Genomic DNA, 13400 nt, shown 5'->3' with positions numbered 1-13400 from the left:
CCTGGGGGAAACTTTCTGTAGAAGGGCCACAGGCCCACGTTTCCCCCAGCCCCCCTTCAAAGACTTTCAATACGAGTTGGTTTCCCCCTGTTTTGCCTGGCAAAACAGGGGGAAACCAACTCGCATTAAAAGTTTTTGGAGGGAGTCTGAGGGAACCTTTTTTACAAAAAGGTTCCCTCAGTGCAATAAATCAGAGTTTCCTAAAGTCCTTGCCGCGCGTGATCATGAAGAAGGCGTACTTCACGATACTGTTTTTCACGGTCCTTTTCGGGCAGGCCGCCCCCCTGCGGGCCGCCTCTCCCGTGGTGCAGCAGGGCCCCAACTCGGCCAAGGAGTGCGCCATCTGCCACTACAACTGGATCGACGTCTTCTACCGCATGGGCGTGGGAACGGACATAGCCGCGTACCCGACGGAAAAGCACGTGGCAAAGGAGATGATGTGCTACAGTTGCCACGACGGCTCGGTCGTCGACTCGAGGCTCAAGGTCTGGGAGACGTCGCGCCACAAGACGGGTGTCAAGCCCTCGGACCGGGTGACCGTACCGAAGGAGTTCCCCCTCGACGAAGAGGGGCGCATCCAGTGTTTCACCTGCCACAGCGCCCACGGCGTGGACACGCGGCCCGGCATAGAGCGGACCATATTCCTTCGCACCTCCAACGAGAACTCGGCCATGTGCAGGATGTGCCACCGCGACAAGGACAGGGGGCCGGAGTTCGGGAGCCACCCGGTGGACATGGAGGACTTCGAGGTGCCCCGGGCCATCATCGAGGCCGGAGGCAAGCTCGGCACGACGAAAAACCGCATCATCTGCCAGACCTGCCACACCCCCCACGGCTCGACGGCCGACCACTTCCTCGTAATACCCAACAGCGGCGAGGGCCTCACCCACTCGGCCCTGTGCGAGACATGCCACTCCCGAAAGCCCGACATGAAGAGCCGCGCCGAGCTGAGCATGCACAGCCACCCGGTGGACGTGAAGCTCATCGACGAGGCGAGGCTTCCCGAGAGGTGGGGCAACGGCGAGAAACCCTACCTGAGCTTTGACGGCAGGATAAACTGCCGCACCTGCCACTCGCCGCACAACGGCACGAGGGGCACCCCCCTTCTTGTGGAGAGCAACCGGGCGAGCGCCCTCTGCACGACCTGTCACACCTCGAAGGCTGCGGTGGCGCGCTCGGAGCACAACCTCGCCGTGTCGGCGCCGCGGGAGAAGAACATCGACGGCAGGACGGCCGGCGAGCAGGGGGTGTGCAGCGCCTGCCACCTCATGCACAAGGGCACGGCCCCGAGGATGTGGGCGAGGCGGCTCGTGCGCGGGCCCGGCGGCGACCTCATCGAGAGCCAGTGCCTATCGTGCCACAGCAAGGGGGCCGTGGCCGGGGAGAAGACGGTGGGCCTCCATTCGCACCCCGTGGGCAGGGAGGTGGAGGGGCTGGACCTCCATACGGACCTGCCCTTTTTCACGGCCGACGGCGTGAGGGCCGACGCAGAGGGAAAGGGGCGCATAACCTGCGCCACCTGCCACGACCCCCACCAGTGGGACCCCCTCGATCCATCGAGGGTCGCCCGCAAGGGCGAGGAGGGAGACGGCTCCACGTCCTTCCTGAGAAAACCGGCCCACAGGGGAAGCTCGTTGTGCATCGAGTGCCACAGGGAGAGGGTCTCGGTGGAGCGCACAAAGCACGACATGGCCGTTACGGCCCCGGATTCGCGCAACGTGCTCGGCGAGACACCGGTGGAGGGAGGGGTCTGCGGCTCGTGCCACCTGCCCCACAACGGCAGGGGGCCGAAGATGTGGGCAAGGCCGGTGGAGGCGGTGCCGGGCGCGGACCCCGTAAGCCCGCTCTGCATCTCATGTCACCGCGAAGAGGGCGTGGCCTCGGAGAAGACCGTGGGGGAGCATTCCCATCCCGTGGGCGACGACATGAGCGGGGCGGCCGTGGAGACCGAGCTGCCGCTCTTCGACGGCAGCGGCGCGAAGACCCGGCCCGGCGGGGAGGGACCGCTGCTCGTCTCCTGCGCCACCTGTCACGACGCCCACCGCTGGAACCCGGCGGACGAGCGCGACCGGGGCGGACGCGACAGGGAGGGCGACAACCTGACGAGCTTTCTTCGCACGGCCAACAGGGATTCCCGTATCTGCGCCTCGTGCCACCGGGACCGCTACACCAAGGACCTCGCCGAAGCGGCGGAGAAGGGGACCCACCCGGTGAACGTCGTCCCGGAAGAGATCGATATTGCGGCGAAGTTGAAGCCCTTTGACGCCGTCGCCGGCTCCGGGGGGGAGATCATATGCCAGAGCTGCCACCGTCCCCATAATGCCGGGGACGAGCACATGCTCGTGGCCCGGCGCCGGGACTCGGCGCTCTGCGCGGCCTGCCACGAGGAGAAGGCGCCGGTCGTCCTCTCAAGCCACAACCTCGCCGAGAGGGCCCCGGACGAGAAGAACTCGAAGGGAGAGAGGGCGGCCGCGGCCGGAGCTTGCTCGGCCTGCCACGTGGCCCACGGGGGCAGGGGACCGAGGCTCTGGGCAAGAGAGCTCGGCGGCGGCGAGGCCGGCGGAGGCGGGGCGCAAGAGGGGCCCGCGGACCTGCTGAGCCCCCTCTGTCTCTCCTGTCACGCCGAGGGGGCCGTGGCGGAGAAGAAGACGGTGGGCGAGCGCTCCCACCCGGTGGGCATGGAGATGAAGGAGCGCCGCATGGAGACCTCTCTGCCGCTCTTCGACGCCTCGGGCAGGGCGACGGGCAGCGGCCGAGAGGGGATCGTTACCTGCTCCACCTGCCACGACCCGCACCGCTTCGACGCCTCGGACCCGCAACGAGCCGCCGCGCCCGACGAGGACGGCGACGGCACGACGAGCTTTCTGCGCATAAAGGCCGCCGGCGGCGATAGACAGCTCTGCCTCGACTGCCACGGCGACAAGGAGGCGGTGGCGGGCACCAAGCACGACATGGCCGTCTCGGCCGCCGAGGCGGTCAACGTCCTCGGCGAGACGACGGCGCGAAGCGGCCTTTGCGGCGCCTGCCACGTCCCCCACAACGCGACGGGCCGGCGGCTCTGGGCCCGCAGCTTCCCCTGGAAGGACGCCCCTGAAAAGGGGCGGGCGGCGGACGGTGTGTCCGCAGCGGCCGTGGAGAGGGCGGCCCCGGGGACCGGGGGCGCGGTGGCGGACGGAGAGCCGGGACCGAACAGCGAGCTCTGCCTCTCTTGCCACATAAAAGGCGGCGTGGCCGCGGAGAAGACGACGGGAGCGATCTCCCATCCCCTCGAAGAGGACATAGAGGAGCTCGACGTGGACATAGACCTCCCGCTCTACGGCGCGGGCGGCGAGAGGCTGCGAAGCCGCGACAGCGGCCTTGTGGGCTGCTCTACCTGCCACGACCCCCACCGCTGGAGCCCGGTCGACGCGGCAAGGCGCGGCGGCGCCGACGTGGAGGGCGGCAACGCCGACAGCTTTCTGCGGGTCGAGAACGAGCGCTCCGAGCTCTGCGGCCTCTGCCACGCCGACAAGTACACGCGCAGCCGCACAGAGAGCATGGAGGCCGGCTCCCATCCGGTCAACGTCCTCTCCGACAGGATCGACCTCAAGGACGTGGCCGGCCGCTACGGCGCCACCCTCGGTCCCGCCGGGACCGTCATCTGCCAGAGCTGCCACACCCCGCACAACGCGGCCGACGAGAAGATAACGATCCTCGGCCGCGCCGACGGCTCGCTCTGTCTCGCCTGCCACGGGGAGAAGGCGTCGCTTGTGGGCACGAGGCACGACATGTCGGCGGCGGCCCCGGAGGAGAGGAACGCCCTCGACCAGCGGGCGGCCGAAGCGGGCCCGTGCAGCGCCTGCCACGTGCCCCACGACGGTGACGGGAGCATGATGTGGGCCCGGAAGCTTCGTGGCGGCGAGGACCGCCAGGAGATGCTATGCCTCTCCTGCCACAGCGAAGGCGCCGTGGCGGAGAAGAAGAAGGTGGGCCGCAACTCCCACCCCCTGAGGGTGGACCTCGAAGAGCTCGCTACCGACACAAGGCTTCCCCTCTATACGTGGGAGGGCTACAGGTCGGAGGGCGGAGAGGGCGGCAAGGTCGTCTGCGCGACATGCCACGACCCCCACCGCTGGAACCCGGAGGACGAGGCCGACAAGGGCGGCGGCGACGACGACGGCGACGGGTCTACGAGCTTTCTTCGCATGAGGGCGAGCGGCGATAGCGCGCTCTGCGCGGAGTGTCACGGGGACAAGCGCGCCGTGGCAGGCACGCGCCACGACGCCCGCCGGGCATTCGAGGACTCGCGCAACATCGAGGGCCGGGGTCCCGAGAGCTCGGGGCTTTGCGGCGCCTGCCACCTCCCCCACAACGGCTCGGACGCCATGATGTGGGCCAGGGAGCCCGGCACTGGCGACGACCACTCGACCCGCCAGTGCACCTCCTGCCACAGGGATGACGGCATCGCCGCAGAGAAGACGGTGGAAGGCGTCAATCATCCCACCGGCGCGGACTTGAAGGGCACGGGCATGAGGACGCGGCTCCCGCTCTACCTGGCGGGCGGGGCGAGGAGTCCGCTCAGCGGATCGGGCCGCGTGCTCTGCTCTACCTGCCACGACCCCCACCGCTGGAACCCGGAGGACGAGGCCGACAAGGGCGGCGACGAGGACGGCGACGGGTCTGCGAGCTTTCTTCGCATGAGGGCGAGCGGCGATAGCGCGCTCTGTGCGGAGTGTCACCGGGACAAGCGCGCCGTCGAGGATACGAAGCACGACCTGCGTCTTTCGGCGGCCGCGGCGAAGAACATCCTCGGCGCCGACGCCGGTAGATCGGGGCTTTGCGGCGCCTGCCACATACCCCACGGCGGCGGGCCCCTGAGGCTCTGGGCCGTGGAGGACGTGGAGAGCGAGGCCGACGCCGCATCGAGGCTCTGTCTCACCTGCCACAGCGAGGGGCGCGCGGGCGGCGAGAAACAGCCCGGCGGGCGCAGCCACCCTGTGGGAGTGCCGGTCACGGACATAGGGCTTCTGCCCAGGTCCGAAGGGTGGCTCAGCAGGGTCATACACCTCCTCAAGTGGCCTCTGTCCGAGCCTTCCGTCAGGGCGCTGCCGCTCTACGACCGCAAGGGACGGCGCGTCGCCGACGGCACGATGAGCTGCTCCACCTGCCACGACCCGCACCGCTACGACCCGGCCGACGAGTCCAACAGGGGGGCTGTCGACGAGGACGGCGACGGGTCTACGAGCTTTCTCCGCATCGCCAACAGCCCGGGCTCGGGGCTGTGCTGGAACTGCCACGTCGACAAGAGGCCCGTTATCATGTCGCTCCACAACCTCGAGCAGACCGCCCCGGACGAGCCCAACGCCGCGGGACAGAGGCCCGGAGAGTCGGGCGTGTGCGGCGCCTGCCACGTGCCCCACAACGCGACGGGCCCGGCGCTCTGGTCGCGCAACCTCGTCTACGACGGCGACATGGGCCGCAACCTCTGCGAGAGCTGCCACTACGAAGGCGGTCCGGCCGGCGACAAGACGGTCGGACCCCGGAGCCACCCCGTGGGCGTCAGGACCTCGGCCGCGATGGAGCGGGCGGGGCTTCCCCTCTATGAAAAGGACGGCGCCAGGACCGACGACAGGGAGCGCGGCACGGTCACCTGCATGACCTGCCACAACCCCCACCAGTGGGACCCCGAGGACATGAACAGCCCGGCCGGAGCCTCCACGGACGCCGAGGGCGACGGCTCGACCAGCTTTCTGCGCCTTCGGGCCTCGGGCATCTCGAAGCTCTGCATCGAGTGCCACAGGGGCAAGCGCTGGGTGCTCGCCACGGAGCACGACCTGAGGGTCACGGCCCCCGACGAAGAGAACGTCCGCGGCGAGACCGTGGCCCGCAGCGGCGTGTGCGGCCAGTGCCACAGCCCCCATGACGCCGTGAGCGAACGCATCATCTGGGCCCGCGAGCTCGGGCCCGGCGAGGACTTCATGGAGCGGGCCTGCCTCTCATGCCACGGCAAGGGGCGCGTCGCATCGGCCAAGATACCGCTCAGACTGCGCCACCCGCGCGATGTCCTCATGGTGACTACCGACACGATAAAACGCCGGAGCGGACATACCGACATCTTCTACCCCATCTACGACAGCGAGGGCAACGTGCGGGATTCGGGCTTCATCACCTGTCCCACCTGCCACAACCCCCACCGCTGGCGGCCGGCGGCCGACAAGTACGGGCCCGGAAGGAACACGGAAGGCAAGGTGACCAACAGCTTCCTGCGCAACTTGAGCCAGCTCTCGCTCTGCTCGGACTGCCACAGCATGGACGCGCTCTTCAGGTACAAGTACTTCCACGGCAACATCTCGCGCCACGAGGAGCCGAAGGTGCGCTTCATAAAGTAGCTCTCCGGCAGGCCGTCACAAGGGGCCCGCGCCATATTCTCCTTGACAAAGACGCCGCGGTGCAATATTTTATTTCTTTTCGGGGATGTTACGCGGATATGGGGGGACGCGGCCATGCCGACCCGGGGGAACGGGGGAAGGGTTGCGGCAGGTTCCCTCCCGTTCAGACCCGGTGCCCGCCCTCTTCGGGCGGTTTTTTTGTCGGGGGATCATGGCAGGGAATCTGCTCACCATAGGGGACCTTGACAGGGCCGCCGTAGAGGGGCTCATCGAGAGGGCCCGCTCGATGAAGGGGCGGCTGCGGCGCGGCATACGCCACGAGCCGCTCAAGGGGAGGATACTGGGGCTCATCTTCGAGAAGCCCTCGACGCGCACGCGCGTCTCCTTCGAGACGGCCATGCGCCAGCTCGGGGGCGGCTCCATATTCATAAGCCACCGCGACTCGCAGATAGGCCGCGGCGAGCCCATCAAGGACACGGCCCGCGTCATGTCGGGCTACGTGGACGCCGTGGTCATCAGGACCTTCGGCCATGAAATAATAGAGGAGTACGCCCGCTACTCGGCCATACCGGTCATAAACGGGCTCACCGACGACCATCACCCCTGCCAGGTGCTCGCCGACCTGCTGACCGTGGTGGAGAAGTTCGGAGGGCTGGAGGGGATCGAGGCGGCCTGGATCGGCGACGGCAACAACATGGCCAACTCCTGGATAGAGGCGGCGGCGCTGATGGGCTTCAGGCTCAGGCTCGCCTGTCCCGAGGGCTACCGGCCGGAGAGGTTCTTCGAGGCGGCGCGCAGGGCCGGAGCCGCGAACATAGAGATGGTCGGCAGCGCCGAAGAGGCCGCCAGGGGGGCCCACGTTCTCAACACCGACGTCTGGGCCAGCATGGGCCGGGAGGACGAACGCCGCGAGAGGGTCGAGCGCTTCAGGGGCTATACCATCGACTCCAGACTCCTGGAGCTTGCCAGGCCAGATGCCATTGTGCTCCACTGCCTGCCCGCCCATCGCGGCGAGGAGATAACCGACGAGGTCATCGAGGGGCCCCGCTCGGCCGTGTGGGACCAGGCCGAAAACAGGCTCCATATGCAGAAGGCCGTGCTCGAACGGCTGCTGTGCGCCCAGTAAGAGACCGGGGAGCGGAGATGGACAAGCAGGTGAAGAGGGTGGTGCTCGCCTACTCGGGCGGGCTCGATACGTCGATCATCATCCGGTGGCTCAAGGAGGAGTACGGCTGCGAGGTCATAGCCTTCGTCGCCGACATAGGCCAGGGCGCCGAGGTGGAGCCGCTGCGCGAGAAGGCGCTCGCCACGGGAGCGAGCGAGGTCCACATCCGCGACCTGCGCGAGGAGTTCGCAAAGGACTTCGTCTTCCCCATGCTGCGGGGCGCCGCCGTATACGAGGGCACATACCTGCTCGGCACATCCATAGCCCGTCCCCTCATAGCCAAGGCCCAGATGGAGGTGGTGCGCCATACGAAGGCCGACGCCGTGAGCCACGGTGCCACGGGCAAGGGCAACGACCAGGTGCGCTTCGAGCTCGCCTACTACTCCATCGACCCCCACATAAAGGTCATAGCGCCGTGGCGCGAGTGGGACCTCAAGGGCAGGGAGGACCTCGTCCGCTATGCCGAGAGCCGCGGCATACCCGTCACGGTCACCAGGGAAAAGCCCTACTCCACGGACCGCAACCTCTTTCACATGAGTTTCGAGGGGGGCATACTCGAGGATCCGTGGTCCGAGCCCGCCGAAGAGATGTTCGTCCTCACCGTCTCGCCCGAGCGGGCGCCCGACAGGCCGAGGTACGTGGAGATAGACTTCGTGGACGGGGACCCCGTGGCCGTGGACGGCGAGAGGCTCAGCCCGGCGGCGCTTCTCGAAAGGCTCAACGAGCTCGGCGGCGCAAACGGCATAGGCCGTGTCGACATGGTGGAGAGCCGCTCGGTGGGCATGAAGGCCAGAGGCGTCTATGAAACGCCCGGCGGCACCATACTGCACGCCGCGAGACGGGCCGTGGAGAGCATCTGCATGGACCGCGAGGTCATGGCGCTGCGCGATTCGCTCATCAGCCGCTACGCCGAGCTCATCTACCGCGGCTACTGGTTCGCCCCGGAGAGGACGGCGCTCCAGGCCCTCATGGACGAGGCCGCCGTGGGCGTGAGCGGAACGGCGAGACTCAAGCTCTACAAGGGCAACGTCATTGTCACGGGCCGCAAGGCCGAGACCTCGCTCTGGCATCCCGACTTCGCCACCTTCGAGGAAGATACGGTCTACGACCAGAAAGACGCCGACGGCTTCATAAAGATCAACGCCCTGAGGCTCAAACTCAAGGCCATGATGTCGAAGCGATGAGCCGGGGGAAGCCGCCGAACTTCGACCGTTTTGACGAGGAAAGCTCTGAGGGAACCTTTTTGTAAAAAGGTTCCCTCAGACTCCCTCCAAAAACTTTTAACGCCCTGCGGATCATCCCGATTTTGCACAAGCAAAATCGGGATGATCCGCAGGGAATTAAAAGTCTTTGAAGGGGGGCTGGGGGAAACTTTCTACAGAAAGTTTCCCCCGGTGCGATAAATCAGAGTTTCCAAAGGTTAGCTCAGCGGGGTGGGAGTTTGTGAGGCTTGCGAGGGTCGAGTACCGAGGTGTAGTCCGTTGCGCCGTGCTCTGTGACGGGGGCGTTTACGAGGTCGAGGGCGGCGGTTTTTTCGGGGGTCCCGTCGTCAAGGGGGACTTTGTCTGCGAGGAAGGCGAGGCGGCTCTTCTCGCCCCTGTCCTGCCCTCGAAGATCGTCGCCATAGGGCTCAACTACAAGGCCCACGCCGCCGAGTTCGATAAGGAGCTGCCGCAGGAGCCCATGCTCTTTCTCAAGCCCCCGACGGCGGTCACGGGGCCCGGCGGCGAGATAGTCTACCCTTCCCACATGTCGCGCCGCGTCGATTACGAGGGGGAGCTCGCCGTGGTGATGGGCCGGGAGGCAAGGGGCGTGGGCGTCGACGAGGCGGCCGGCTATATACTGGGCTATACGTGTTTCAACGACGTGACGGCCCGGGACCTGCAGGGGCGCGACGTGCAGTACACGCGCGCCAAGGGGTTCGACACCTTCGCTCCCATGGGACCGTGGATAGAGACGGAGCTTGATCCGCGGGACGTGCGCATCGAGACCTTTCTCAACGGCAGTAAGCGCCAGGACTGCTCCACCGCCGACATGATCTTCGACTGCTTCGAGCTTGTAAGCTTCGTCTCCAGGGTCATGACGCTCCTGCCCGGCGACGTCATAGCCACGGGCACGCCGTCGGGCGTGGGTAGGATGAAACCGGGCGACGAGGTGGAGGTGCGCATAGAGGGCATAGGCTCGCTCGTCAACACCGTGACGGCCGCGCGGGAGCGAGAGCACGGTTGACTGTACGGGGGAAGGCTTTTTGAGCAGGGGACGGCGACCGGCGCTTGTCCCGGAGTTCGTACCAAAGCTTTTCGACGCCGCCGGGCTTTCTCCCGAATCTGCGCGGCAGATTCGGGAGAAAGCCCGGCGCATTGAAAGTCTTTGAAGGGGGCGTCCTCCCCGCGCCGGCTGCGTGGGGGCTGTACCGGGGGGTCGGGCCGCAAAGGCGTAAAAACCCCCGCCTGGCGCGGGCCGAACCCCCGGTACGGCCGAAGAACCGAATGCCATACGATAGGGCGGGGGAACCGTGGGCCTATGGCCCTTCTTAAGGAAACTCTGATTTATTGCACTGAGGGAACCTTTTTGTAAAAGGGTCACAGACCCACGGGTCACAGACCCACGGTTCCCTCAGACTCCCTCTAAAAACTTTTAACGCGAGTTGGTTTCCCCCTGTTTTGCCAGGCAAAACAGGGGGAAACCAACTCGTATTAAAAGTCTTTGAAGGGGGTCTGGGGGAAACTTTCTGTAGAAAGTTTCCCCCAGGGTCATTAATCAGAGCTTCCCCAAAAGGTAAGGAGGAGATTTTCGGTCATGTCTGACGATTACATCCAGGGGCTCTTCGCCGAGAGGATCGGCGGCGAGGGCTTCGGCAAGGACACGAAGATATACAAGTTCGAGAAGATAAAGAGGGCCAAGGCGCAGGCGCGCAGGGAGCGGCCCCACGTGGAGCTTCTCGACTTCGGCGTCGGCGAGCCCGACGAGATGGCCTCTCCGCTCGTTGTGGAGGCGCTGCGGATCGAGTGCGCCAAGCCGGAGAACCGCGGCTACGCGGACAACGGCATACCGGAGCTCAAGGTCGCGGCGGCCCGCTACATGGAGGAGGTCTTCGGCGTGGGAGGGCTCGACCCCGAGCGCAACGTCATCCACTCCATCGGCTCCAAGCCGGCCCTCGCCATGATCCCCGAGGCCTTCATAAACCCCGGAGACGCCATGATCATGACCACGCCCGGCTATCCCGTCATGGCGACCCACACCGGCTGGAACGGCGGCCGGGTGCTCAGGGCGCCGCTCACCGAGGAGAACGGCTTTCTTCCCGACCTCGACGCCTTCGGCGGGGAGGAGCTGGAGAAGGTGAAGCTCCTCTACCTCAACTATCCCAACAACCCCACCGGCGCCTCGGCCTCCGCGGAGTTCTTCTCGAAGGTCGTCGATTTCGCAAAGAGACATTCCATCGTGGTGGTCCACGACGCGGCCTACGCGGCGCTCAACTTCGAGGGCAGGCCGCTGAGCTTTCTCAGTGTCGAAGGCGCCATGGACGTGGGCATAGAGATACACTCCTTTTCCAAGGCCTACAACATGACGGGCTGGCGCCTGGCCTTTCTCGCCGGCAACGAAAAGGTCATAAGCGCCTTCGCCCACGTGAAGGACAACTACGACTCCGGCCAGTTCATCGCCATACAGAAGGCCGGCGTCTACGCCCTCGGCCATCCTGAGATAACGGAGAAGACGGCGGCCAAGTACCGGCGCAGGCTTTCGCTCATGGTCGAGGCCCTGAGACAGGCCGGTTTCGACGCCTCCATGCCCGGCGGGTCGTTCTACCTCTATGTCAGGGCGCCGAAGGCGGCCCGCGGGGTGCGTTTCGGGAGCGCCGAGGCGGCTTCCGAGTACCTCATAAAGGAGGCCTCCATCTCCACCGTGCCGTGGGACGACGCCGGGTCCTTCCTGCGTTTTTCGGCCACCTTCGCGGCCAGGGACAAGGACGACGAGCGCCGGGTCATGGAAGAGGCGGGCCGCAGGCTCGCGGCCCTGGACCTCGAGTTCTGAGTGGGAGGCCGCCGAGCGCCGGGGGGAGGAGATGGGACGTCCGAAGGAGCCGAAGCACGAGGGGAGCTGCCGGGTATTCCTGGCCGTCGGTTCCAACAGGGGCGCGCGCGAGAGCAACTGCCGTCGCGCCCTCCGGGAGCTTGAGCGCTGTCGGGCGGTCCGTGTCGTGGCGTCCAGCCCTTTTTACGAGAGCGAGCCCTGGGGCGTTAAGGAGCAGCCGTCCTTTGTCAACGCCGTCGTCGAGGTCGAGACGAGCCTCGATCCTCACGGCCTGCTCAGGCTCCTCAAGGAGACCGAGCGCCGCATGGGCAGGAAGGAGGGGCGGCGCTGGGGGCCGCGGCCCGTGGACCTCGACATCGTACTCTTCGGAGAGCGTATAGTCGAGAGCGACGAGCTCGTCATACCGCACCGCTTCATGCACGAGCGCCCCTTCGTGCTCAGGCCCCTTGCCCACCTGGCCGCCTCGGTGCGCCATCCCCTGCTGGGGCGCACCATCGGCGAGCTCGCCGACGCCGCGGGCGACAAGGGACTCATCAGGAGGCTGGGCGGCCGCCCGGAAGACGAGGGGCCGAGGCCGCCGGCGCCTCCGGGAGAAGGTCCGTGAGACTCATCATACTCATCGTTGCAGCCTTTCTTGCCTACAAGTTCGTGAAGGGCCTCCTTGCCCCCAGGCCCAAGGACGACCCCTCCGCCTCCCGGCGTCCCGTCGTCTTCGACGGCGCCGAGACGGCCCTCGACCCCGTCTGCGGCAGTTACGTCTCCGTCGAGGCGGCCCTGACGGTGCGAAAGGGCGACAAGCTCTACTACTTCTGCGGCGACGACTGCCGCCAGAAGTTCCTCCACGAGCTGAGGAGCCCTTCTCGTTAACTCCCGAAGCGCAAGGAGCCGGCCCTGCCCCGCTGACGATCACGGTTCGCGTCTTTCCGTATCCCAAACTCAAAGACCCGGTCTTCAAGGCCGAAGTCTTCCTCGCTTGTCTCTTTCATTATTTGATCAACGCTCCCCTGCCAGCGCCGTGCCCGCCGCGGCAGGCAGGCCGGAAGGCACTGTCCGTCAGGCGGAAGTGGAGCTCGCGCCCCCTTTGCCCGCTTAGCTCGCATTCGACAGACGGCCCGGCGGACATGGCCGTCTGTCGAAGGATGTCAGGTCAAAACTCAGTATCTTCCCGGTGCGTGAAACCTTGTGTGTAATCGAGGAAAAACCCTCTCACGGGCTCCACCTTGACGAAGACCATCTCAGAGTTGGGGGGAAAGTCCGCGACGAATGGAAACTTCTCGATGTACGCGGCGGCGGCTTTGTCCTTCTCGTCCTGGTCCGAAAGCACGGTAGCCACACCTTCCATCTGGACCCCCTGGATCTGGAGCCAGTCGTCGTAGTCCTCGTCCACCGCGTAGGCCACTTCGGGGTTCTTCAGGATGTTTTGAACCTTTCTCGTGCTCTTCCGGGTGGCGAAATAGACGGTGGGACCATACGACGCATACTCCACGGTGTGGGCTAAGGGGCGACCCTCCGGCGTCACCGTGGCCAGAGTCATCTTCCGGTGCGACTCGAGGTACTCGACGATCCGCTGCCTTGTGGTATTCATGGCTGATCCTCCTTGCTTTTTCATTCTGTTCGGCTCCTCGTTCTCCCTGTTTACAATATTATATGTATGTTGCTTTCTTGTTGCAAGAAGGCACCTGTTTGTAATATACTGACATTTGAGTAACCAATGGGGGGAGGAGGTCATGCCGGAGAAGATGTCGCCCTGTCCCGTGGAGACGACCATGAACCTGATCGGCGGCAGGTGGAAGGTCTTGCTCCTGCGGGAGCTTTTCGAGGGCAAGAGGAGGTTT

Annotated in this window: 9 protein-coding genes; 8 read left to right on the top strand and 1 reads right to left on the bottom strand. The window is 65.9% G+C overall.

The window, feature by feature from the left end; genetic code table 11:
- Positions 1–224: 224 nt before the first annotated feature.
- The 7 genes from ENJ37_02895 to ENJ37_02865 all read left to right on the top strand — a co-directional run bounded on the left by ENJ37_02895 (position 225) and on the right by ENJ37_02865 (position 12432).
- Positions 225–6368 (top strand): hypothetical protein, encoded by a 6144-nt coding sequence (locus ENJ37_02895; GenBank protein ID HHL39433.1) that lies wholly within the window; start codon positions 225–227, stop codon positions 6366–6368.
- Positions 6369–6579: 211 nt separating this feature from the next.
- The gene (argF, locus tag ENJ37_02890; protein HHL39432.1) at positions 6580–7494 is read left to right on the top strand and encodes an ornithine carbamoyltransferase; all 915 of its coding nucleotides are present in this window, start codon (positions 6580–6582) and stop codon (positions 7492–7494) included.
- A gap of 17 nt (positions 7495–7511) precedes the next feature.
- The gene (locus tag ENJ37_02885) at positions 7512–8717 is read left to right on the top strand and encodes an argininosuccinate synthase (protein ID HHL39431.1); all 1206 of its coding nucleotides are present in this window, start codon (positions 7512–7514) and stop codon (positions 8715–8717) included.
- A gap of 304 nt (positions 8718–9021) precedes the next feature.
- A complete protein-coding gene (locus ENJ37_02880) occupies positions 9022–9762 on the top strand; it encodes an FAA hydrolase family protein (GenBank protein HHL39430.1) in 741 nt (246 codons plus the stop codon).
- 570 nt (positions 9763–10332) lie between these two features.
- Positions 10333–11565 carry an LL-diaminopimelate aminotransferase gene (locus tag ENJ37_02875; protein ID HHL39429.1) on the top strand — a complete coding sequence of 411 codons (1233 nt, stop codon included), beginning with the start codon at positions 10333–10335 and terminating at the stop codon, positions 11563–11565.
- Positions 11566–11596: 31 nt separating this feature from the next.
- A complete protein-coding gene (folK, locus tag ENJ37_02870; GenBank protein ID HHL39428.1) occupies positions 11597–12169 on the top strand; it encodes a 2-amino-4-hydroxy-6-hydroxymethyldihydropteridine diphosphokinase in 573 nt (190 codons plus the stop codon).
- Positions 12166–12432 (top strand): YHS domain-containing protein, encoded by a 267-nt coding sequence (locus ENJ37_02865; protein ID HHL39427.1) that lies wholly within the window; start codon positions 12166–12168, stop codon positions 12430–12432. Before folK ends, ENJ37_02865 begins: the two co-directional genes overlap by 4 nt.
- 280 nt (positions 12433–12712) lie before the next feature.
- On the opposite strand, the gene ENJ37_02860 is transcribed toward ENJ37_02865, so the two are convergent.
- Complete coding sequence (locus ENJ37_02860; GenBank protein ID HHL39426.1) at positions 12713–13333, bottom strand: pyridoxamine 5'-phosphate oxidase family protein; 621 nt, start codon at positions 13331–13333, stop codon at positions 12713–12715.
- Here ENJ37_02860 and ENJ37_02855 point away from each other — a divergent pair.
- Positions 13293–13400, top strand: a 108-nt coding sequence (locus ENJ37_02855; protein HHL39425.1) for a transcriptional regulator, incomplete at its 3' end; no start/stop codon positions are given. The genes ENJ37_02860 and ENJ37_02855 overlap by 41 nt on opposite strands.

This window comes from Deltaproteobacteria bacterium (assembly GCA_011375175.1).
Lineage (GTDB): Bacteria > Desulfobacterota > GWC2-55-46 > GWC2-55-46 > DRME01 > DRME01.
This window is presented reverse-complemented; position numbering and strand designations above follow the sequence as displayed.

What these genes read in the sequence shown, in the direction of transcription:
- ENJ37_02895 (HHL39433.1), top strand. Translation starts at nt 225, where the DNA reads ATGAAGAAGGCGTACTTCACGATACTGTTTTTCACGGTCCTTTTCGGG.
- argF (HHL39432.1), top strand. Translation starts at nt 6,580, where the DNA reads ATGGCAGGGAATCTGCTCACCATAGGGGACCTTGACAGGGCCGCCGTA.
- ENJ37_02885 (HHL39431.1), top strand. Translation starts at nt 7,512, where the DNA reads ATGGACAAGCAGGTGAAGAGGGTGGTGCTCGCCTACTCGGGCGGGCTC.
- ENJ37_02875 (HHL39429.1), top strand. Translation starts at nt 10,333, where the DNA reads ATGTCTGACGATTACATCCAGGGGCTCTTCGCCGAGAGGATCGGCGGC.
- folK (HHL39428.1), top strand. Translation starts at nt 11,597, where the DNA reads ATGGGACGTCCGAAGGAGCCGAAGCACGAGGGGAGCTGCCGGGTATTC.
- ENJ37_02860 (HHL39426.1), bottom strand. Translation starts at nt 13,333, where the DNA reads ATGGTCGTCTCCACGGGACAGGGCGACATCTTCTCCGGCATGACCTCC.